Origin of the sequence: Streptomyces sp. NPDC058579 (assembly GCF_042718575.1) — a bacterium.
Lineage (GTDB): Bacteria > Actinomycetota > Actinomycetes > Streptomycetales > Streptomycetaceae > Streptomyces.
The window spans coordinates 47,415-72,465 of record NZ_JBHXPI010000013.1 but is presented as its reverse complement, the minus strand read 5'-3'; the positions used below and the strand labels follow the sequence as shown (position 1 = coordinate 72,465).

Genomic DNA, 25,051 nt, shown 5'->3' with positions numbered 1-25,051 from the left:
CCCATGGCCGGAGTACCTGGCGACGACGACATGATGAAGCTGGTGGCCGAGATGGAGGCGACGGCCGCCGCGTTGGCGGAAGCCGACAAGGAGTTGCGTACGGCCACCTATACGGGACGCTCCAAGGACCGCTCGGTGGAGGTGACGGTGGGGGCCCAAGGAGAGTTGACGCGGGTCAAGTTCCTCGCCGACAAGCACCGCACCATGTCCTCCGAGGAGTTGGGGGCGGCGGTACTGGAAGCCGCCCAGCGCGGACGTGCCCACATGGCCCAGTCGGTCCTCGACGCCTTCCAACCGCTCACCCAGCGGTCCGCGTTGCTCGGGCGCCCGGACGAGGCGAGGGCGGGTGTGGACTGGGAGAGGATGTTCCAGCCCTTCGAGCAGGCCGTCGCGATCGGCGGTACCGCGCGTGAGAAGCGGAGGTCCCGGCTGCGGGACGAGATCGTGGAGGACCCCGAAGCGTAGGGGTCGGTCGGGTCGGCGGCTGGCCGGCTGCCGGAGCACGCGCACGATCCGGAGCACGCGCAAGATCGTCGCAAGGTGCCGATGGGACCGTACCCGCACACCCGCACACCGGTACCAGGGGAAGGGAGATGAGGGGCACATGGAAGAGGAGTTCGAAGGGGATCCGGCTCGCATCCTGGGCGTCGCTCGGCTGATGGAGACGATCATCGACGAGACCACCGCCGTCGGCCTCAACTTCCAGGAGGGCGTGTCCGGCGTCCGGTACTGGATGGGCGAGCCGGGGTCGGACGAGTTCGCCATCTCCATGGACCAACCGTGGGTGCTCAAGACGGAGGGCACGGCCGAGGTGATCTACGCGTACAGGGACGGAGTGCGCGGGGTGTTCAACAACTGTATGGAGACGATGGGGATTATCTCGGGCACGGCGGCGGACGTCATGGACGGCATCGAGGACGTGGCACGGCGGACCGACGGCATCGGCCGCGGCGGTCGCGTCTAAGCCCGTGGCCCTCGACCACATCCACTGGCCGCCGGAGACCTACGGCCTGGCCCTGGCGGTGATCGGTGACGAACCCCTCCGCGCGAACAGCGCCATGGCGGAGAAGAGCGCGGAGCCGTTCGCGGCCGCCGCGGAGGGGCTCGGCCGGATCTCGCAGCGGTTGACCCAGCTGCTGACCGAGCTGCGCGGTGCGATGCCACCGTCGGTGGTGGAGGGGATGACGCGGGCGATCTCCGCGTTGTTGGGAACGTTCGGTACGGATCATGTGGCGGAGTTCCAGCGTCAGTTGAAGGCGATTCAGGACGGTCAGTTCGAGGCGGCGCGGAACATCCAGCAGGCCTCCCTCAGCCTTCTGATCGAGTTCTCCATGCTGGCCGTCGAGTTGGCGATGCTGGCGGCGATGTCGTGGCTCGCGCCGTACCTGTCCGCGAGTGAGGCGTACCTCGCCAAGGCACGGACGACGCTGCAGCGGCTGATCATCCTCCATCAGCTCGCGGGCCGGACGAAGGGGCTGCCGACACTGGCGGAGGGGTTGCAGGAGGCGTTCGTCGAGCTGGCGGCGCAGTTGCTGCAGCTGATGGGGAACAGCGGGGGGATGCGTCCGGACGGTGTGGACGGCAACAACGTCGCCAAGTCGTTCTTCGCCGGGTTCGTCATGGGCGGGTTCATCGAGATCATCGGTGGGGCCCTGGGCAAGTGGCTCAAGAACATGTTCGACGACCACATGGACGACTGGTTCAAGCCGGTGCTCGAGGTGCCGAGCGGGGCCTTCGCCGAGGGGTTCGGCGAGGGCCTGGGCGAGTTCCTCACGACCGGTATTTTCGAGGGGAAGTGGGAGTTCTCGTGGTCGACGGTGGGTGGTGCGGCACTCAGCAGTGTCGTGATGGGAGCGATCTTCTCGACGGTCGGGGAGGTGGCGGGCGGCTTCAGGGACTTCAGGGCGATGTTCTCGCCGGTGCGGACGGATGTGAACACCGCGGATTCGGCGGTCCTGAATGACCCTCGGCCGTCGTTCCTTGACGGCGGAGGCGTAGGGGCCGCCGGGTCGGCCGGCGCGGTCGGATCCGCTGTGACGGGTGGGGCGGGTACGACGGCGGGCGGGATTCCGGTCACGTCCGGGGCCGCCGCCGGCGTGGTGAACGTGCCCCACGTGAACACGGCGTCGGCTACGGGCCCGTTGGGCGTGGGCGGTGTCGCGCCGATCGCGTCGGTGCCGCCCCTCACGACCACGCAGACGTCGTCGTACGGGTCGGGTTCGTCGGTTCCGGGCACGGTCGGCACGGTGATGGGTGGGGGTTCCGCCGGGGCAGGGGCCGGGGCCGGGGGTGTCGCCGGGGTGAACAGTCCGTCGAGTGCGGGCTCGCTGGGTGGGCAGGGCGTACGGCCCCTGCCGCAGGTGCCCGCGCTGTCGTCCGCGCAGACCTCCTCGTACGTACCGAGTACGAGCGGGGCGGGCGTCAGGCCGATGGATCCGGCGCCGACGGAGACGCCGTCGGCCCTGGTGGACCTGCTGGTCGACGGGGCGTTCGAGGCGGACATGCCGCTCTCGGGCGCGTCCTCCGCGGGGATGCCGGGCACGGCCGGTTCGGCGGCGGGTGCGGGTGACTTGGCGGGTCGTACGGGGATCGCGCCGGTCGGCCAGGCCGGTGGCGCTGCGGGGGATGTCTCCGACCGCTTCTTCGATGCCGACATGACCGACGAACAGCCGGGCCCGCTGTCCTCGGACGCCGCGACCGACAGGCAGGTCGCCGGGCCGATGGAGGGGACCGGGCCGGTGCGATCGGGGGCGGCGGGTGGTCCGATCGCGGTGGGGGACGCCCACCGGGCGGTCGTGGCCGAGGGCATCGGCTGGTCGGGGGAGCTGCCCGAGGACGAGGCGGAAGAGCTGGCGCGGGGCGTCGCCGTAGTGGACGCCATGCGGGAGGCACCGGCGGGCGGCGGTGGCCTCGGCCCCGTGTCGGTGGGGGATGTGGACGCGGTGGCGCGGCAGGTGCTGCGTCTGCCCGAGGACGCGGTGCTGACAGGTGGTCAGCGGGCGACCGCCCTGGACGTGCTGGCCGAGGCGGAGCGGGCGGGGCGGGCGACGAGCCCGGCGGCGGTGGCGGCGTACCACCTGCAGGAACTGGGGGCGCTCGACGTGCCCCCGAGCGCGCTCGGGCAGATCCCGGGGACGGACCCTGGGACGGATCTCGGGACGGGCCTCGGGATGCATCTCGGGACGGGCGAGGGCATGGAGTGGACGGTGCCGCCGCTCGGGCCCGTCGACACCTCCAGGGTGCACGTCATGGCCCCGGACAGCACCGGCCAGGGCAGCAGCCTGGTGGAGCTCGGCGTGGAAGCCGCTCCGTGGCCGCACACCGGGGACCCTGCGGGGCAGTCGGGCGGGCGCCACTACCTCGTGCTGCCGGACGGAGACGGCCGGCGGGTGGTCGTGGTCACCCCGGCCGGGGCCCACTTCCGGGCGCCGGTGGCCGAGGCCGCCGAGCTGATCGCGCACGACCCGGCCCGCGTGCCGGGGGCCGAGGTACTGGTCCTCCTCCCGCGAGCGCGCTCCGACCGGGCAGCGGTGGCAACGGCCATCGACGAGACCCTGCGCCGCGTCGCCAGCGGCCAGGACGGGCTGGCGCCGGGTGAGGAGGTGGGGGTCTGGGTGAGCGACGGCGACGTGGCCCTCGTCCCCGGCAGCGGCCCGGAGGCGCCGTGGCTCGTCGCGCAGATCGCCACCGACTCCGCCGGCCGAGGCCTCGGTCTCGGCCGAGCCGCCTTCACCAGGCTCAACGGTACGCACGACACTCCGGCGACCCGGCCCGTGGTGACCAGCGCGGACTTCACCCCCTCCGGCACCGGGAACTGGCCGGCGGATGACGTCGGCGTCCCCGTGCGTGTCCAGGTCAGCGCGGACCTCCAGGGAGCCCCGGACACCGACGACACCGACGACTCCGACGACAGCGACATCGAGACCGACACCGGCAGCATCTTCTCCAGCGAGGCGAACGACGACGCCGCCTCGGAGTACTCCGAGTACTCGGAGACGTCGGACGACGAGGCCGAGCCGATGCCCGCGACCGCGGTGCCCGACGCCGACCCCGCCCCCGGCCCGCACGCCGGGAGTGCTCTCGCCCTCACCCTGCGCCGACAGGCCGACGACGGGAAGGACGGAGACGGAAAGCCCCGCGTCGTGACGCGGTCCGGGGGGCCGGGCGCGGAGGCGCGTGCCACGGCGGTCATGGGCGGCGGCGACAGCGGCGGAGTCTCCGGAGACCGGGACCTTGGCGACGTCATGCGCAGGGTGTTCGGCGACGACCTGCCCACCCGGCCGGAGGAGTACGCCGCCCTGGTGGCCGGGGCCGAGTGGCTGGATCGGATGCGCGTGGACGATCCGGTCCTCGGCGGGGGCCAGGCGCTGGACGTGGACCGGCTGGCGGTGCGGGTCCTCGCGCTGGACCCGGACGCGGAGGTCACGAGGGAGCACAAGAAGGAACTCTTCGGGGTGGCGGCGGACAGCGGCCTCCTGGAGGGCGCCGACGGGATCGCCGAGCTGGGCAGGCGGTACCTGGTCGTGCTCCAGGACGTTCTGGGCGACCACAGCGCGGTGCGGGGCCAGGGCGACGTGGGCGTGGGCCGTGACTGGGGCGACGACCCCGAGGTCACCGCTCCGGCGGTGTCGGCCGAGCTGGATCTGAGTACCGTGTCGGAGCACTGGGGCGACTCCGACATCAGGGCGAACAACACCAAGCCGCTGTGGTCGGAGACGGGGAGGCCGTTCCAGGTCAGGGCGGCCGGCGACCGGCTCGGCCGGTACGTGAAGGTGTACGGACCGACGAAGGACCGCCGCTTCTTCCCACAGCCCGATGTCTTCAGCAAGGTCATGGCCCACGACACCCTCCAGCAGGAGTGGCTCGCGGCGCACCCGACCGCGGGCGTCCTGATGCTCGTCAACCACGCGGCCGCCCAACTGCGGCTCGTGCTGGGGACGATGTCGTACGCGACGAAGCGGCCGACGTACGGCACGAACCGCCAGTACCGGCCGGACACCGGCGTTCCGGGGCGGACGGGCCTGAGTCTGCGGTTCGGTGAGGGGGAGTTCCCCCAGATGCACAGGTCCCTGGCCCGGGACACTCCGCCGCCGCTGCGTCCCCCCGAGGGCGTGCCCGACAACATCCGCTTCGACGTCCAGGTCGGCGAGGACGGCACGGAGCAGACCCTGGCGTCGCTCTCCAGCGCGGAGTTGAGCGACGCGGACGAGCTGTTCGTCATGCGATCCGGGCGGAGCCTGCGGTTCATCTGGCACCTGGACAGTACGGGAAGGGCTGTGGGCCCTCCCGAGCAACTCTGGGAGCAGAACCGCCCGGTGGTGGTCGTCGAACACCACAGCATGCCGGGCGCGCCGCTGCTGAGATCGACGTCCGACGACGAACTACGGATGGAGACGGGGCAGTACGCGAAGGCGATGACGTGGGCCATGCGGGCGCTGGGCCTGGACTTGGATCTGATGGCGAGCGCCTGCCACCTGGGGCGGTCGCGCGGTACGGATCCCAAGGCCGAGGCGGCGCAGTGGCGGCACGGGCCGTTCCAGTTCGTCGCGGACCCGTTGGCCCAGGACCCGCCGGCCCGGGCGCTCGCCACCGAGTTCGGCCACGCGGTCAAGGCGGGCGACCGCGCCGTCGGTTGGGCCGGGGAGAAGGGCCGCTATACGCGACACATCTCGGCGACCGCGATCGCCGGGCACCGGGGCACGGTGAAGTGGTACCTGCCGATGCCCCAGGGCGACGCACTGCGGCAGGTGATGGACTGGGCGGACGTACAGGACCCGGAGGTGGCGAAGCGCCTGGTGCGCGCCCTGCGGGAGACGTTCGGCGAGGACGTGGAGACGCGGGAGCCCGACGCGTACGAGCGTCGGGTACGGGGGATCGGCGCGCTGAACAAGCTGTGGCTGAACGACCCGGGCGTGGAACTACTCGGCCCGCTCACGCTGGACCTCTTCGAGCGGACGGCGCGGGTGGCGGCCAAGGTGGACCCGCCGCGGATGCCGTCGCACGGCGACTACGACAAGGCACTTGACCTCGCGCTCGTGACCGCGGGCGGCCCGAAGTCGACGCTGCGTCAACTGAAGCTGTCCTCGCTCGACATGACCCTGGCGGGTCCGAATGTTCCGAACGGGAAGTCCCCGAACGGCCTGGAGGAGCTGAACGACAAGACGCGTGAGGTGCTGAGGCTCCCCAAGGACGCCCCGGTGGGTGACGCGGAGCGGTCACGGTTGCTGTGGGCGGCGGTCAAGGCCGAGGAGTGGCAGCAGGACAAGTCGTACGACTCCCTCCGGGGCATCGCGCGATCCGTCCTGCACCTTGCGCCGAACGAGACGGTCAGGCCGCACCACGTGCGGGCGCTGATGCTCCTGGTGACGCAGGCGGCCGCGGCGGGCCGGGACCTCAACCGCCCCGGCGGCCTGGGCGCCTACCAGATGGGCCTGCTCGGGGCGTACGGCCGGGGCACCGCGCGGTGGGACAAGAAGGGCGTCACGGTCGCACGTGACTGGCGCTCGGGGGTCCCTTCCAGCCTTCCCGTCAACAGAGTCGACCTCTTCGACGTCGATGATCCCGCGCGCAGGGAGGCCCCGCCCTGGCCCGTGGGCGACGAGGAAGCGCTGCCGTTCGTCGTGGCGCTTCGCCCCGGAACGGTGCCCGGCACCGTGATCGTGCGTCTGCCACGCCCGGACGGCCACGTGGGCCACGGGTCGCACCCGGACTTCATCGAGATCGAGGCGACCCACTACGAGATACGTGAACTCCTCGTCTGGGACCCGGAGTTCGGCGCGACACCGGTGGACGCCGCCCTCGGGATCGTCGGTGTGGCCGACGGTGGCAAAGCCGCCGACGCCGCCCTGCTGAGCAAGACGCTGATCAGCACCCTGCGCAAGGACACCTACACCGCGCGGACCGAAGCGGCCTTGCGGGAGGACGACGGCGATCCGGCGGCCGGCCTGCGGCTCACGTTCGCCCCCAAGCCCCCCGCGCCCCCGTCCGCCCTCTGGCACAAGGCCACAGCGGACCAGTTCCCGATCCCCGCCCCCCACGGCCCCGCCGCACCCGCCACACTGCCCCCGCCGGCTCCCGGCAGCGCCCTCAGGATCGTCACGCGATCCGACGCACCGAGCCCTCAGCCCGAGGCCGAGCCCGAAGTCGCCCTCGCCCCCGCCCCGTTGGCCGCCGACACGGACACCGGCAGTGACAGCGACACCGACAGCGGTGGTGTCTCCGTGAGGGAGGACCTAGTCGGTTCGATGCTGGGGCTGTTCGGCGAGGACTTCTCCTCCTTCCCGAAGGAGCGCGCGGCCGCCCTGGTGGCCGGGGCCGAGTGGCTGGACCGGATGAGGGTCAAGGATCCGGTCCTCGGCGGGGGCCAGGCGCTGGATGTGGACCGGCTGGCCGTGCGGGTGTTGGCGCTCGACCCTGATGGAGAGGTCACCGCCGAGCACAAGAAGGAACTGTTCGAGGTGGCGGCGGACAGCAGCCTGGTGGACGGTGCCGACGGGATCGCCGAGCTGGGCAAGCGGTACCTGGTCGTCGTGCAGGGTGTCCTGGGTTACCACAGTGCGGTGCAGGGGCCGGGCGGCACGGGCCGCGAGTGGGACGACCCCGCGATCACGGCTCCGAGGCTGTCCGATCTGACCGACCTGAGCAGGGTCACGGAGAACTGGGACCTGAGCCGGGCGCCCATCAAGAAGAGCGACGGGCTGACCAGGTGGTCCGATCCGGCGAAGCTGTTCCCGGTCAGGGCGGCCGGCCACCCGCGCGGTGGCGGCCTGGTGAAGATGTTCGGGCCCACGAAGGCCGACGGGACTCCGCCGAGGGCCTGCTTCCCGCAGGCGGACGTGTCGGGCAGGGTGCTGGCCGGCGACGAGCTCCTGAGACAGCGCCAGACCGACGGCACCGTCGAGGGCGTTCTCGTACTGGTCAACGGCGCGGCCAAGGAACTTCGCCTCCTGCCGGAGATGTGGTCGTACTGGACGAAGACGAAGCAGTACGCGACCCCCGGCGATTATCTGTCGGACACGAGCGTCGTGGGGCGGACGGGCCTGAGCCTGCGCTTCCGCTCGTCGGTGATGCCGCAGATGCACGTGTCCCCGATCCGGCACACTCCGCCCCCGATGCGCCCTCCCCAGGGCGTGTCCGCCGACTTCACCTTCGCCGTCCAGGTCGACGACGGCGACGGCACGGTGCAGAGTGTGTCGTCGTTCACCGACGTGGACATGCAGGACGGCGCGAAGCTCCAGTACATGCGGACCGGGCGGGGGATGCGGTTCATCCGGCCCTACGAATGGCAGACGCGACAGTTCCTGGGGCCCGCCGTGGAGCTCTGGTCGAAGGCCAGGGCCGCGTCCATGTGGATCTTCGAGAACCACGGCACAGCGGGCATGCAGCAACTCGCGACGAAGGCCGGTGTGCTGCGGGACGTGGACCCGGAGGAGTTCGCACGGGCGCTCGTGTACGTCAGGGACGCGCTGGGCCTGCCGTCGGGCATGCCGATGTGGGTCAACGGATGCTACGTGGGCCAGACGCGCGGGGTGGATCCCGCAGACGTGGACCGGATGGCGCAGGGTGGACCGAAGCCGTTCGTCCCGGATCCGTGGGCCTCCGATCCGCCGCCCCGGTTGATGGCCAACAACCTGGACGCCGAGGTCGGGGCCGGAGATCGCGTCGTCGGCTACGCGAAGGACATGAAGACCCGCGAACCGTTCAGGGTGTACGAGGCCACGCCACTTGCCGGGCATGACGCCGTCAACCAGTGGTACCCGCCGATGCCCAAGGGCGACGCTCTGCAGAGGGTCATGGAGTGGGCCGACGTCCAGGACGGCGACGTGGCGGAGCGTCTGGTGCGGGGGCTGCGCTGGGCGTTCGGCGAGGACGTGGAGGCGCGGGAGCCGGACGCGTACGAGCGTCGGGTGCGGGGGATCGGCGCGCTGAACAAGCTGTGGCTGAACGAGCCGGGCGTGCGGCCCTTCGGCCCGCTCGTGCCGGAGGTGTTCGAACGCGCGGCGCGGGCCGCCGGCGACCTGGGCACTCTGCAGACGCCCTCGCACGCCGCCTACGACGAGGCGTTGAACCGGGCGCGGAAGGCGGTCGCGGACGATGCGAGGGCGCCGCTGGGGACGCTGAGGCCGCCAGTCCTCGTACGGACCCTGGCCGGCCCCTTCCTGCGGGACCGGAGCGGCCCGGACAGCCGACCGTCCGACGAGCTGACGCGTGAGGTGCTGAGGCTTGCCGCGGACGCCCCGGTGGGTGACGCGCAGCGGTCGCGGTTGCTGTGGGCGGCGGTCAAGGCCGAGGAGTGGCGGGAGCACATGGGGGCCGACGCTCTCCCGGGCCTCGCGCGATCCGTCCTGCACCTGGGCCCGAACGAAAGGGTGACGCCGGACCACCTGAAAGCGCTGACACTGCTGGTGACGCAGGCGTTCGCGGCCGGACGGAACGTCTACCGCCCCGGCGCCCTCGGCGGGTTCCAGATGGACGTGCTCGGGGGGTACGGCCGGGACACCGAGCTGCTGAACATCGACGGCGATGTCGTCGGGCGCGACCTGCGTACGGGCAGCCGCCCGGCCCTGCCGATCTTCAGGGCCGGCCTCTTCCGTGCCGATGACCTCAAGGACGAGGAGTCCACGATCTGGGAGGACGCCGATGACTCCCCGCCGTTCTTCTTCTCCACAGGACCCGGCACCTCGCCCGACACCGTGACCGTGCGCCTGCCCCGCCCGGCCGGCCACGAGGGCCACGGAGCGGACCCGCGCTTCATCGAGTTCGAGGCGACGCACGAAGAGATACGCGAATTCGTCCTCTACGAACCCGCGTTCGGAAGGAGCCCCGACGACGAAGGTCTCGCGCTGATCGGCCAGGCCGCGGGCGGCAACGCCGAGTCCGCCAAGCGGCTGGGCCAGTTGCTGATCAGCACCCTGCGGGTGGAGACGTTCACCGCGCTGGACGACGTGACGCTGCTGCCCGACGGCCGCAAGCCCAAGTCCACCCTGCGGCTCACGTTCCCCGCCGGTACCCCCGGGCCGCTGTCCGAACGCTGGCACTGGGAACTGCCGGGCCACCACCCGTTCCCCGCCCCGGGCAACTCCGCGACGCAAGCCCCCAAGGACGCCGACACCGACGTGGCCTCGGTGCGGGGGGAGCACGGATCGCGCGCGCCCCTGCGGGCGACGGTCGATTCCACCTTCGACTGGGGCGATCTGGACGACGTAGAGGACGACTTGGAGGGTTCGGAGGGCTCGGAGGGTGAGGGGCCTGATGGCCCTGAGAGTGACCTCGTCGAGGGTCCACTGCCGGCGGCCGCCGTTCCGACGGACGCCGGCGACATCATCCCGCCGCCGGTCTGGTACCCCCGCCGGAACGTCTATCGGGCGGCCCGCACCACGCCGGAAGCCGCCTTCACCGAGGGCCTCCTGCCGCGCGGCGGCAACCTGGACCTTGAGGAGTACGTACGGCTCGGCCTTGGTGAGGGGGCCGACTACGGGTTCGTGGGAACCAGTGCCTCACTCGAGTGGGTGACCGGATGGTCGCCCGAGGGCTTCGTCTACGACATCGACGCTCCGGGTGGCATCGATGTGGAGAAGACCCTCGGAAAGTACGGGCTCCCGTACCAGACCGCCGAGGAGGACGAGATCGCCTTCGCGGGTGGCGTGGCCTCCGAGTTCATCCGGGGTGCCTGGAAGATCGATCCTGCTCCGGAGGGTGTGGCCGAGGAGAACACCCTCGGTGAGTGGATCCCCAACCCGAACTACCGCGGCGAGCGGGGCCCGGCCCGCGAGGGCGATGCGGCCTCGATGGATGCGCCCTACGCGGCGGACGTGGACAGCGATCGAGAGGCGGTGGGGGCGGGTTCGCGTCGTTGGGCGTACGAGGTGGATTCCGACGCCGGCTTCGGGCCGACGGGTCGGGACTACGACAGCGATCTCGAGGGGCTGATGCAGCCCTCGCATCCTCTGGACCCCTACTCGGACGGCTTGGACGGCGACGCGAGTGAGGGGGATCCGGCCGGGGCGGAGGATCCGCTCGAGGCGTTGATGCGGGCGGCGATGGCGGGGATCGAACCGCCCGGCGAGGGCGGTGCCGATGATGTGCCCTGGCGCATCACCAGGTTGCTGGAGGACACCTTCGGCTGGGACGTCGACCAGAAGGACGACCGCCTGGTGGAAGCCGCCAGGAATCTGGACACGATGTGGGCGGACGACGCCCTGCTCCGCGGGGGCGAGCTGAACGCGGACCGACTGGCGTGGCGGGTCCTGTCGCTCGAGTCGGCGGACCACGTCACCCCTGAGGAGCGGCAGCTGGTGTTCAGCATGCTCCTGGACGACGACAGGACGGCCGACGCCGACAGCCTGGTCGACCTCGCCGCACGGTTCCTGGACCTGTACGAGGACGTCCTCGGCGACCACAGCGCGGTGCGGGGGCCGGACAATGAGGTCCTGGGCCGTGACTGGCCCGATCCGGCCATCACGGCTCCGCCCATCTCCCCCGACCTGGACCTGAGTACCGTGTCGGTGACCGTGGTGTCGGCGACGAAGCCTCCCACCGTCTCCCACCGGATCCGGGCTCAATGGGCGGCTCTCCCGCCCTACCTGATCAGGGCCGACGGAGGTCCGGACGGCGCGTACATGAAGGTCTACGGCCCCGGGAGGAGACCGCGCTTCCCCCGGCAGGACGTGTCCGGCAAACTCCTCCCCCGTGACCACAGGCTGACGGAACGGATCCAGGCCCAGAGCGTGCGGAGTCTGCTGTTCCTGGTCAACGGCGCCGGCAAGGAGCGTCGTCTCCTGCTGTCGAGGTCGGCCCACGAGGTCGCGGCGGCCCACCGGATCACGGATGACCCCGCCGGGACGACCTTCCCGGCCTTCGGGACCCAGGGCGACTGGATGCCGGAACCCGCGGACGACGGCTCCCCGGGGCGAACGGCCCTGAGCCTGCGACGCCGGCCCGGGTGGGACGCCATGCCCCACATACATCAGAGCCGGCCCGGCAAGGTGCCCATGCCGATGGTGCTTCCGGACGGCATCCCCGGGGACCTCAGCGTGGCCATCATGCCCGGACCCGACGGCATGCCGCGCGGCATCTCGTCGGTCCCGAAGGACGACTGGATCAACACGACGCTCCTGCGGGCGGAGCCGGACGGGGCGGGCATGCGGGCCGGGTCGGCCCTGCGCGGCTTCGTGCACTGGGACGTCGACACCGGTCAGATCGCGAGTCAGCCCTTCGACCCGTGGCCGGAGGACCAGGAGGTCGTGGAGATCGACATCCACGGCATGCCCGGGTTCGCCCAGCCCGTCACCACGACCGGGCGGATCAGGCCGCTGAACAAGGAGGAGGCCGCGCGGTGGTTCACGGCGCAGCTGGACCTTCTGGACGGCGTGCCGAAGACCATGCCGGCGGTGCTCGACGAGTGCTGGGCGGGCGGTCCGCGCGGTGAGTCTTCGGACGACGACCTGGAGCGGATCTGGCCCGGCGGGCCGGCACCGTTCGATCCGGATCCCTTGGGGAACGATCCGCTGACTCAGGTCTTCTCCGACGTCAGTGACCGTCCGGTCTGGTCGGTCACACGCGCCTACGGCAACCTGGCGCGTGGGGGACGGTTGTTCAGGGCGATCTCGGCGACGGCCGTTCCCGGGCACCGCGGGCGCGCCGTGTACCACCTTCCCCGGCCCAAGGGGGAGGCCCTGACGAAGGTCGCGCGCCTGACGCGGCTGCACCAGGGGACCGAGCCGGTCGACGAGGCGACGGGCACGTACACGTGGCGTCTGGTGAAGGCCCTCAGAGCGGTGTTCGATCCGGATGTCGCCACGCGGGGCGACCACGACCAGCTCGCGGACGCGATCGGCGCGCTAAACGAGCTGTGGTCGCGGGACAAGCGATTCGCGGACGACTTCGGTCCGTTCACATGGGATCTGTTCGACCGGGTGGCCCGGGCGGCGGGTGGCAAGTCCCCGAAGGAGCAGCTGTACCGCAGCGACTTCCTGGCGGCGCTCGACCTCGCGCGGCAGGTCGACGAAGCGGGTGCGCACACGGACGATCAGCCGACGCTGCGGTCACTCCCGCTGTCCTTGACCTCAGTCGAGGAAGCCCGGTCGGAACTTCTCGCCGCCGTCGCCGACGGGAAGACGCTGAACGAGCAGGCGCGGGAGGTGCTGCGCCTTCCCGACGACGCGCCTGTGGGCGAGATGGAGCGTTCGCGGCTGTTGTGGGCGACGGTCAAGGCCGTGGAGTGGCGACAGCGCTACACGGACGGAGAGCGTGAGGCGTTCGCCCGGTCGGTTCTGCACCTGACCGGGAAGCCGACGGACCGGCACATGGCCGACCTGAACCTTCTCCTGGCGCAGGCCGCGGCGGACGGGCGCGACCTCGATCGCGAGGTGAGCGTCGGCGGCTTCCGCCTGGAGACTCTGAAGGCCGTGAGCGACGACTACGCCGTACGGACCAGGTCCGGCGAGCTCATCGGCTGGGACTGGACCGGGAACCGCCGCCCCGAGCCCTTCTTCGAGCACTGGCTCGTCCCCAGCGACGACGTCTCGACGACGCGCGGGGACACCGGGCCCTGGCCCTCGCCGCCGCTCCTCACGGCCATGAGCCCGGGCGGACAGCCAGGACACGTGACTCTGCACCTCGGCGACGTCACCCTGGACGTCCCGTACGACCATGTCGCCGAACTCGTCCTGTACACGAAGGGTCTGGCGAAAATGGCGCCCGGACGCGGCGTGGCGGTGGTCGGCGTGGACTCGACCACCAGCGCCCAGGCGCCGGTACCCCTGCAGGACGTGTTCGCCCGCGTGCTCCGCAAGAAGACGTACATCTCGTCGACGCATTCGGAACTGTCGCCGGACGACCCTGAATTCGCGGCCCACACGGTGCTCGCGGTCACACGGAAGCCCGACAGCACGTCACTGGCCGACTCATGGCTGTCGGCGGACCCGGCGGACTTCCCGCTCGACCCGGAGGCGGCCAGGCAGTTCGCCGAACCGACCCCCTCACAGGCCGACGGGCCGGGGACGCCCGCGGAGCCGGTGGGAGTGGGAGCCGAAGTACGCAGTGGGGCCACCCAGGAGCCGACGCGGACGCCCGCCGCCGGGAGTGCGCTCGGCAGGCACCTCCTGGCCGGTTCGGAGAGCACGGACACCGACGTCGAGCCGGACCGTGCCGGCGACGCCGTCTCCGGCGCGGCGGCCGGTGTGGCCCCTGGCGTGGCCTCCGGAGTCGCCGCTTCCCCCGCCTCCCCGGCGGACACCGAGCCGGCCCTCGCGAGCGACACCGGGCCGGCGCCCGCGCCCGCCACCACCCGCGGCCGACACGCGGCGACCGACAGCGCACTGATGGCCCTTCTGACCTCGGACCCGAGCGCGCCCGAGCAGCCCTCCTCGCCCCCGTCGCCCGGTTCCCCCGGACCCGAGGCCGGGCCGTCCTCCGTACCGCAGGCGCCCGCGCCGAAGCCCGCTGCCGCGGCGAAGGACGTGAAGCTGCCGCTGGACAGTCAGCTGGCGGAGCGCCGGCCCGCCAGGGTGGACCGTACGCTCGTCAAGCCCGGTTCACGGCCCCGCGACGTCCTCTTCTCCGACGGCACGCGCCGCCCCGTCCTCGGCCCGACGGTCCGCCGCCTCCTCGCCGACACCGTGCGACAGGGGGACGTGCGGGAGGCCGAGGAAACGACGGAGGTGCTGCCGGAGGACGCCGTCCTCGGGCAGGGGCTGCACGTCAACTCCGTACGCGGCGTCCCCCTGGCGGTCGCCGAGATCCTGGCGTTCCTGGACTCCGAGCAGTCCACGCGCCCCCGGGTCTCCAAGCGCAAGGGCGACGAGGCCGTCAGGCTCGGCGAGGCCCTGGGGCACGCCCTGACGAAGGACGCGGAGGACCTCCTGCGGGAGGGCCGCGAGTTCACGTACCTGGGCGCGGGGAAGGCGCCGCGGAAGCTGCGGTTGCGGCTGCGGCCCTTCGGGCGCGGTGAGAAATTCACGCCGGGCGCCGCCATGGTCGACCGGACCGGTCTCCGCTGGAAGAGCGTCGAGACGACCGGTACCCAGGCGGGTGTGAACGCCTCGCGAGCCATCAGCCCGATGGTTCCGCTGGCTCCGCTGCTCCTGCCGTTCTACGCGTTCGCCCGGGTCGGGCTGCGTTTCGGCCAGAGCAGGTCCATGGCCTACCACTTCACCTCCGACGTCGCCGGATCCTCGGACAACAGGGGCCGCCTCGACCCGGACGTGCACCTGGATCACGCCTGGCTGGACATACAGGTGGTGGACGAATCGGGCGCCGAGCTGGCCGCTGATGGGTTCGCCGTGCGCAACGGACTGTTGACCCTGATGAACGAGGGCGACAAGGGCGAGGAGAGCAGGCGGCGCGTCCCGCAGGAGCTCACTCTCGCCGAGCGCCCGGACCTGCGCCTGGCCATCACCGAACGCTTCGGTCCGCTGACCGCCGTACGGGACTGGGCCATCGACGAGACGGGAGCCGTCGAGGGGACCGCGCTCCACGACTACCTCGGGACCTTCTTCTCCTCGGGCAACTTCGAGAAGGACGGCTACCGCCTGAACGTCGGCCGCGTCGTGACCGAGCCCCTCTACGGCGGCAAGAAGGGGAAGGACCCGCTCGGCGTGTTCACGGTGTCCGCGGTGTCGCAGCGCGGACTCTGGCTGTCGGACTCGATGATGACCCGCCTCAAGCAGGGCGACGAGCTGTCCACGTCCGGCAGTTCCCGGTCGCTGACGAAGGCCAACGCACAGACGTTCACGGCCAGCCTGGGCCCCGCCTTCCAGTGGATGGACCAGCTCGAGGGCGCAGCGAACCTCCGTCTGATCCTCGCGGGCGTGGTACGAGCCCTCCACGCCCGCTCCCGGGTGACCGCCATGGGCGGGACCGCCGGAGTCGAGATCCTGTCCGACCAGGCCCCCGCCAAGGGCGGAAGCAGCCTCTACCTCATGCGGAAGGCCGTGACCGTCCAGCGCAGCGGAAGGGACCGCTCACGCCCGGCCGGACCCGACGGGCTCCACCCGTCGTACGAGCCCAGGACCTTCACCACCTGGGCGGTGGAACGGCTGACCCACGCCGAGGCCCGCCGCCTGGCCGGCTGGGACGACGGCGGCATGATCAGGCTGCAGTCGGGCGCCGGCGAGCCCTTCGCCCCGCCGTACCTCACCCTCGACCGGCCGCCCACGCTGGCGTCGACACGGGTGCAGAACTTCTTCTTCAGCGACGGCTCCCACTCCAAGCCGGCACCGGACGGCTCGCAACGCACCTTCGCGGAGGAGTTCGCCGACCAAGTGCTCGCGGGCGCGGCCAGGGCGTACCCGAAGCTGGTGGCCGCCTCCCTGGGTGACCTTGATCCGAAGGGCCCGTGGAGCAGCCGCAGGCACTTCGAGCTCGTGGTGATGAACACGATGACGGTCCTGCGCGTCCTCGGCGAGCGCAGCATCGCCATCAACCTCGAGAAGATGCTGCTGCACGCGCAGGCGACGGGCGGCGACCTGGGCGAGCCGCCGCGGGGCCTGCGCATCGCGCTGCGCGAACACGTCGGCGTCAAGCGGGGGTACAAGTACCTGTTCGTGCACGCCGAGTTGAAGGGGCGACGCTACGAAGGCACCCAGACCGGTCACCGCTTCGAGTACAACATCAGCGGAGACGAGCTGCTCGGCTCGGAGGACACGGTCACCCACAGCATCCAGGGCGGCATCGAGGGAAACTTCGCCGGGACGAGTACGAGCAAGACCGCCGCGGGCCGCCCCAAGGGCGGCGGCGGCCTCTGGGCGGGCCTGATCGGCGGTCCCCGGTGGGAGAAGAGCAACCAGTACGGGCCGACGGCGTCGTTCAAGCAGTTCACGGACGCGACGAAGCCGGCGCACATGCACAGTTACGAGATCGACCTGACCGTCAGCCGTGGAGGGTACTGGCGGCTGCCGTCGATCGTGCGGGGTGTGGCTACGGTCGGCCTTCTCGGCGCCCAGCCCTTCGTCTTCAAGAAGCCGTACCGCGGCCTCACCTTCGGCAGCGACGCCTCCGCCACGCCGCTGCCGGCGGCTGCCGGGGCTGCCGGGGATGCCGCGGGTCCCGGGGAGGGCGCGGAGGTGGCGGACGGCGTGGAGGGGGCGGATGTCGCGGACGGGGCCGCTGAGGTCGTCGAGCCCGCCAATGGCGCGGCGGACGCGGCCGATGGCTCCGACGGCTCCGACGGCTCGGACGCGGCCGAGGAGGAGGTCGTGTCGGTCTTCTCCGGGCGCGTCCTGCTCAGCACCACCAACGAACACGTCTCGCTCACCGACCCGGACCAGCCCACCAACCGGTACCTGGCCGGCGGCGAGGCCACCGTCCAACCCCTCAACGCCCTGGACGCCTTCCGCCGCTCCGTCGCGCGGCCCGCGGTGCCGGAGGCGCGGCGTCCCGCGCCGGACTTCAGCCGCCACCTCCTGTTCACCGTCGCGGTGACGGCACACAGCGCGGTGGCCTCGGCGGGGCAGCGGGCCCTGTCGGACTCCTCGCACGGTTCATGGCACTTCTCGCTCGAGGGAGCACCAGGCCACGACTCGGCTCTCTCCATCCTCCAGGCCCCCTACATCACCGCCAACTCCGACCAGAGCATGACTCCGGGTGGCTACCGGAGCGGCGTGCTGTGGGCATCGGGCCCGTACCTGAACCGGACAACGGTGTTCCTGCACCGGCTGCACCTGACCGGAATGCACGTCACCGGAGCCCGGGACGTCGCGGAGGTGATGCAGGGAAACCTCACCGCGATGAGCTTCGGGGGCACCCAGCACACCGGACACAGCATCGTGGCCTCCGCCCGTGGCTTCGGCCTGTCGTCGCACAGCGTGGGCGAGCACGGGCGCGGTATGACGGGCATCGGTGCCATGTGGCAGCGGGTCAAGACCCAGGTGCACCACACGCCGATGTCCGCGACCGCGGGCGTGATACGCCTGGATCTGGGCCGCGGGGCGTTGGTGACGGCGGACGCCGGGCACGAACTGGCCGCCGCGTCGACCACGACGGGCACCATGTCCTCGGTGGACGCCTCCTACGTCCCCGGCTATCTCGCGGACTCCGCGGGGTACGAGGTGACGGTCCCGGCCGGCTGGACGGGCATGGTCGGCGAGAAGACCGCCTTCGAGCTGGAACTGCTGCGCGACGGCCTCGGACCCGTCCCGCGCTACATGCGCTTCGTGTGGATGCCGCAACCATGGCTGAAGGGACGCCGATTGGGCACCTTCGTCGTCAACTCACTCGACGCGTCAGAGGTGCTCGCCGACTTCGAAGTGAGGCTCGCGAAGCTGTTCGTCCGCACGTCGGACCTAGAGGCGGTACGCAAGCTGGTCACCGGTCGCGTCACGCGAGCCCTCCGCGGTGAGATGACGGCGGGCGGTGGAGCCACGTTGCCGGCCAGGATCGGGCGTTGGGGCTGGGACCCCGTACGCATCGGTGGCCGCACGGTCCGGATGAAGGCCGAGCTGATTCCCGGTACGACGCGATTCAACGGCCTCGACCACAGCGTCTGGCTCACCGACTCCGTGAAGTCCAAGGTGACCAGGGAGAACGGCACGGTCGTCGAGCACGACACACAGCTCGGCGTCTTCACCACCCAGCGCGGTCAGTTCGAGCAGACCACCCCCGGCGACCTGGGCGCCACGTACACGTCCGCCGGAGCCAGCGGGACTGTGCGGAGCTCCCACGAGACAGAGGAGGAGGAGAACGGCTGGGGGGTCACCCTGGATGGTGCCTATGCCGAACACATCACTCCCTACCGGCTGAAGCTGTCCCTGGAGGTCGACAACTCCGACTTCGAGGGGGAGAGCGGATCCCGGGTCGAGGACGTCACGGAGTCGGAGCCGGATGCGGATGCGGACCGTGCAGGTTCGGCACCAGCTGAGCCTGCTGGCCACAGGAACCGGCACACGCTGGCCCACTTCAGGGGCCTGGAGCCGTTCCACTTCGAGGGCGATGCCGGCGAGCTGGTGACGCACACCTCGCTGGGCCTGAGCCTGCCGGCGGCCCCGCCTTCCGCCTCCGTACTAGACCGGCCCGTGGCGGTGTCGGAGGCCGGGCCGGTCCGGAACGCCCCGCTCCCGTCCTTCTCGGGCGGCGCGCACGACTGGCGCCACGTCACACTGGGCGACGGCAGCCGGGGAACGTTCGAGGTGCCGGAGCACGGCTTCTCCATCGTCGACGTCGTGGGCGCCCGGTCCGTACAGGACAGTGCCCGCCGCGCCCTCGCCAAGGCCGGCGACATCGGCTTCCGTGACGACGGCGGTACGACGGCGCCGAAGTGGATCGACAGGACCGGCCTCACCGCGGCCGCCACGCCGAGCGACAACACCCTGCGAGCGGCGACGGCGGACGCGTCGCTGACCGCGTTCGCCCCCGATGCCCTGTCCCGCAAGGGATTCCGGCCGCCCGACCTGGTCGAGGACAACCTGATCGGCGGGGCCCGGGGCTCGCTCACCCTGTACGCGCGCCCGGACCTCGGTCAGTCCACGCTGCTCGCCGTCGTCGACGACGCCCGGCACGTCGGCCCCACGCCCAAGCGGCAGGAATGGAAGCGCTCCGACTTCGGGTACGTGCAGCATGTCGCCGAGGTCCACGGGCTCTCGGGAAGTACCAGGACCGACATCGGCACGCCGACCCCGGCGCTGCCCGCGTCCGGCTCCAACGCCGGAGGCTCCGACAAGCTCGCCGACGGCGCCAAGGGGGCCGGGTGGCACGCTCTCGGCATCGCCGACGTACCGCCCGAGCGCAGCTTCCTGTTCGCGATCCCCGCGGACTGGTTGTCGGTGGCACACGTCCACCGAACCATCAAGGACAGCAGGCTCGGCCGCTTCTTCGGCTCTCCCCTGCAGACCCTCGCCCCGAAGCACTTCGGTAGCGCGGGGCAACAGGCGTACCAGACGCAGGCGTCGATGCTGGTGTGGATCACAGAGCCCGTGGCCCGCGACCTCGGTCTCCTCACCGACCAGGAGTTCCCGGCCAAGGTCGCCTCCGCGTGGAGCGCGGTCAGTACGGCCTCCAAGGCCTGGGTCAAGGCCGACAAGGCTTACTGGGACGCCCGCCGCGCCGCCGGCTCCGAACCCCTCACCCGCATCGAGGAGGCCGAGGCCCGGGTCGAGGCGGCCCGTACGGTTCAGGGGACCCTTCGGGCGGAGGGGATCGCGGACGACGCGAGGCTCGCCGAGGCCGAGGCGGAGCTGACCAGGGCGCAGGACGATCTGAACCAGGCACGCGCAGCGCTGGAAGCGCAGCGGGAGCGCCTGCAGCCGCTGCTCGACACCGCCGAGGCCATCGCGGAGGAACACCAGCGGGTCCGGCTGGCCACGGAACGCCTGACGCGCTGGCACGCGATGAACGCCACCCCGGAAGGCCAGGCTGCTCTCGCCGGGATGGAGGAGCCCGACGAGGTCGCGTTCAAGGACCCGGCGCCGTCCCCCGCCCTGCCGGTGTTCACCATGCAGCCCGGCCCCGAGGGGCTGGGGATCACCTCACCCGACGGCGAGGCCTACACCGTCCACGCCGTACGGGACGACGGAGACGGCTTCTTCCACTCCGTGCGCGCCGCACTTGCGGTCGCCGCGCCGGACATCGCGCGGGACCTTACCGACGCGGACTCGCTGCGTCTGGCGATCGCCAACACGCTTGCCGACCCGGCCAACGCCGACCTCCTCGACTTCTTCGCGCCGGACGAGACGGACGCGTTCACCTCGGGTGAACTGGCCTCGGCCAATGTGGAGTTCGGTGTCGGCAGCAAGCACCAGCGTGAGCTCGAAGGCATCGGCAGCGTGCACCACTGGGCCGAGCTCAGCCGCTCGCAGAAGCTCGATCTCGCGCTGGAGCAGATCATGCGCCCGGGGAACGCCGACCGCGACGGCGGCTGGGACAACGCGGCGGCGGATCTGCGCGCGGCCCTCGTCGCGCGCATGGCCGGCATGAAGGTGACCGTCGTCGACAACGCCGGCCGCTTCCAGACCTTCGAGCCGACCGACGGACCGACGATGCCGGACGCCGACGTCGTCCTCTTCCTGGACCGCACCGCCCAGCGCTACCGGGCGGCTATCCCGGCCGGGGTGGACCCCTGGAACCTGCCCGACTCCGCGATGGGCAAGGGCAAGGGCAGGGTGAACGCCGAGAGCGACGCGCGGCCGGGGGGCGCGGCCGAGGCGGCCGAGGCGCAGGGCAAGGTACCCGCCCACACCTCCATGCCATGGAAGTCCGGCAAGGCCGGGGTGGTTGACCGCTTCGACACATCGAGCAGCCACCGGACCGCGACTGGCCCGGACGGCCAGATCTACGATCTGTACGGACCGCGCGGCGAAGGCAACGGCTTCTATCCGGCCCTGGCCGACGGCCTGAAGGCTGCGGACGCGGTGGCGGATGCCGAAGGGCCGGCCGCGGAGGCAGGGCCGACGGGGGAGAGGACGACGGGTGAAGCGGCCGAGGGGACGACAGGCGGGGCCGTGGCGGCCGGGGCGGGCGAGGGCACCGACGGCGCCGCGGCGGCCGACGGGACGGGCGGGGCCAGGGGAGTCGACGGAGCCGTTGTGGCCGAGGTGGCCGCACTCGCTCCCGCGCGCACCGGAACCTCCGCACCCGCCCCCGAGGTGGCCGACGGGCCTGGCGGGGTCGAGGGAGCGGACGGGGCCGTTGTGGCCGAGGTGGCCAGCGGGGTCGTGGGGCCTGCGGTGGCCGCTCCCGCTCCCGCGCCCACCGCAACCCCCGCCCCCGAGGCGGCTGAGGTGGCCGACGGGGCCGAGGGGCCTGGCGGGGCAGAGGGAGCTGTTGTGGCCGAGGTGGCTGGCGGAGCCGGGGCAGCCGAGGAGGCCGAGCCCGCCTCCGCGCCCACCGCAACCTCCGCCCCCGCCCCCGAGATAGCCGACCCCGCGCCCGCCTCCGCCCCCGAGGTGCCCGCACCCGCGCCCGCACCTACCCCCGAGCCCCGCGGTGGTACCCGTGGCAGCCGGGCCATCGCGATGGAGATGTTCACCAACCGGCCCCTGCCCGCGGAGGCCACGCTCGACGCCGACGCGCAGTTCCGCTACCGAGAGGTCATGAACCTCGGCCTGGCGCTGCCGGCCGGCACCACGTCCAGGGCGCTCGCCGCCGAACTCGGGCGGACCGGAGGCCGCGTCCCCGCAGCCGTCTACACCGGCAACCGGGCCAACGAAGAGGCACTCCTGCGCTGGCACCTCAAGTCGGGCCGCATCTGGAACCACGACACCGCCAAGGTCGCCGCCCAACTCGGCGCCGACGTGAGCCACAGCCGGATCGTGCTCGTCGCCGAGGACGGCACGTACACCGTCCACGCGCCCACGACCACCGCGCCCCCGCGCCACACCGTCGTCGTCGTCATGCGCGGCACCGAGTTCCTGATCGCCATCCCCCGGTCCACCACCACCCCTCAGCCCGCCCCGACTCCTGAACCTGCGTCGCCCGAGCCCACTCCCGAGCCCACTCCCGAGCCCGCACCCGCACCCGCACCCGAGCCGACTCCCGACGAGTCCCCGAGTCCCACTCCCACTCCCGCCCCCGCACCCACACCCGCCCCCGCACCCACACCCGCCCCCGGGACCGCCCGTCGGCTGGCCCCTCGTCCGAAGAAGAGGCCGACCGTTCGGGGTGGCACCCCGCTATCCGCGATTCCCGAGGACGGTGAGCCTCCTTCCACCACGGACGAAGCCCCGCCCGCCCGCATGTCCACGATGAGGACGCCGACCCTTCGGGGTGGCACCCCGCTCTCGGCGATTCAAGAGGAGGATGAGGTTCGCCCCGACGGCGAGGCAACGCCCGGAAGTGAGCCGGCGCCCGCCGGCGAAGCCGCGCCCGACAGCCAGAGCGCACCGAGAATCAGCGCCCCCCTCGGCCCCGGTCGCCGTCTCCCCCTCACCCTGCACGGCAGCGAGAGGGGCACGGCGAACCCGGCCGAGGACCGCCGGATGGTCCCGGATGCCCAGGACATCGAGCGCCTGCACGCCGCGATGGACCCGGACAGTCCTGAATACCGCGCCGAATGGGCGCAGTTGAGCCCCAACCAGGCCTGGGCGTTGATGGCGGCCGAGACCAGAGGGGCGCTCCACCACGAGCGGGACAGGCAGGCCGCCCTGGACCGGATCGGGCGGATCAACTCCGAGGCCGGTACGGCGTATCCGGTGGCCGACGCCGACGCCATGCGGGAGATCGTGCGGGCGGCCCATGACACCCTCGACACCTGGCACGTCGCGACGAACTACTTCCTGACGCGGCGGATCACGCGCCCCGACGGCGGGCAGCCCTCGCGCACTCTGGCCGACCACCTCACCGCACCCGACGGCCGCTTCCAGAACTTCTGGGAGACCGGGACCTCGCAAGCGGCGGCCTCGCCGTCCGGCCGCGGCTGGACGGAGGAGCTCTTCGGTTACGCCTCCTCACTGCGCCGCGTCGGCGGAGACCGCAGGCGCGTGGGTGACGACCACCAGTTCGACCCCCTCAGTCGGAGCGAACAGCCCAAGTACGGCGCCCTGGTGTCCGACGCCCAGCACGCGGGCAGCTCCTCCCGGTACGGCAACGTCGTGATCCACTGGAAGAAGGCGACCGGCGCCCGCACCACGTACACCCCGAGGGACAGCCTCCGTGAGTGGTCCGAACAGGGAGTGCTCTCGTACACCGACGGCAACCATCGCTTCCCGCTGCTCGCCTACGGGCACGACGAGAACGTACGGCTCGCCCTCGCCGAAGCCACCGACTTCCGTTACGACCCCGAACTGAAGCAGCGCGTCGACAGCGGCACCTTCGACCCGTGGGGGTACCTCGAGGCGCAGATCCACGGCGACCTGAACTGGCGGGACGTCGACCACGTAGTGGTCAACTGGGGCGACTTCTTCAAACCCCTTCCGGAGCAGCAGGGCCCGGCGATGACCCGTGAGGAGGCGGAGCGACTGGTCACGGACCTGGAGGCGTTCGCCGCCTCCCAGCGGGCGGACGAGGACGCGCCGCCGGCCTTCACCGTCCGGCTCGGGCAGGAGATCGGCCCCGCCGGCGGCGGTGAGGCGGCCGTCGCGGAGCGCGTGCGTCGTACCTTCGGCCTCGCACCGGACGCCCCGGTAACCCCGGAAGACCTGGCAACCGCACGGGAGTTGGACCGGCTGGCGCACGAGGGTCCCTTCGCGGGGCCCGCGAGCCAGGAGGACCTCCACCGGCTGGCACGGCGGGCGGGCATCTCCGAGGGCAACGGTGCGATGGCCGGCGTACAGCGGCTGTTCCGGTCGACGGACCAGGCCACCGACGTCCAACGGCTGTGGCGGGCGGCCAAGGAAGCACGGAGTGCGAGCGGTGGCGAAGCACCGCTGACCCTGGAGATGGTCTCCGCCGCTGCGGTCGGCGGAAGGCGGCGCGGTGCTGAGGAGAGTGCGGCGAGCGGCGCGGGTCCGGACGTGGAGCTGGAGGTCCTGGACTTCGTCGACGGGCTCGATCTCTCCCTTGGCGGAGGGGGCGGCCGACCCGCCACGTACGAAGGCAGCTACCGGCTGGATGGGGTGAGCGAGGAGGGCACAGGGTTCCTCGCCGCCGTCACCGACGGGCTGCGGACGGTCGCCCCCGAGGCACGGGGTACGTCCTCGGGGCTCGCCGCGCGGTCCGAATCGGGGGACGCGCTCTCGGCCTCCGCTCTGGTCGACTGGCTGCGAGGTCGCCACACCGATGCCGATCTTCCCACCGACGCGCCCACCCTCGCGGACGACGTGAGCGTCTCCGCCGGCGACCTGGCGGCGATCGGGCTCACTGCGGCGAGCACCACAGCCGAGCTGATGGGTGGGATGACGACCGCCGGTGGGCTGGGCCTCACGCGCCTCCAGGCCTTCCAGCTCCTGCTCCAGCACGGCCGGGACCTCCAGCGTTGGGACGACGCCATGCAGGACTTCATGGCCCGCGCCATCGCTGAAGAGTTCCGCGTACGACTGGCCATCACGCGGCGGCGCCAGGCGCAGGAGGCGTCCCTCACCGCGCATGGTCCGGAGGAGTACCCGACCATCCACCTCACCGGCGAAGGCGCGGGCGCGGGCGCGGGCGCCGACACCTAAGTAACGTCAGGAAGGGACCGGAGATC

At 71.9% G+C, this 25,051-nt stretch carries 3 protein-coding genes; all 3 read left to right on the top strand.

The features are described 5' to 3' along the window. Positions 1-3 precede the first annotated feature (3 nt). The 3 genes from ACFWRO_RS17760 (at position 4) to ACFWRO_RS17750 (ending at position 25,025) form a co-directional block, all read left to right on the top strand. The gene (locus ACFWRO_RS17760) at positions 4-465 is read left to right on the top strand and encodes a YbaB/EbfC family nucleoid-associated protein (RefSeq protein ID WP_384511014.1); all 462 of its coding nucleotides are present in this window, start codon (positions 4-6) and stop codon (positions 463-465) included. Between the two features lie 139 nt (positions 466-604). Further along, a complete protein-coding gene (locus ACFWRO_RS17755) occupies positions 605-964 on the top strand; it encodes a hypothetical protein (RefSeq protein WP_384511011.1) in 360 nt (119 codons plus the stop codon). 4 nt (positions 965-968) lie between these two features. Then, positions 969-25,025 (top strand): DUF3626 domain-containing protein, encoded by a 24,057-nt coding sequence (locus tag ACFWRO_RS17750; RefSeq protein WP_384511008.1) that lies wholly within the window; start codon positions 969-971, stop codon positions 25,023-25,025. The last annotated feature ends 26 nt before the right edge of the window (positions 25,026-25,051 follow it).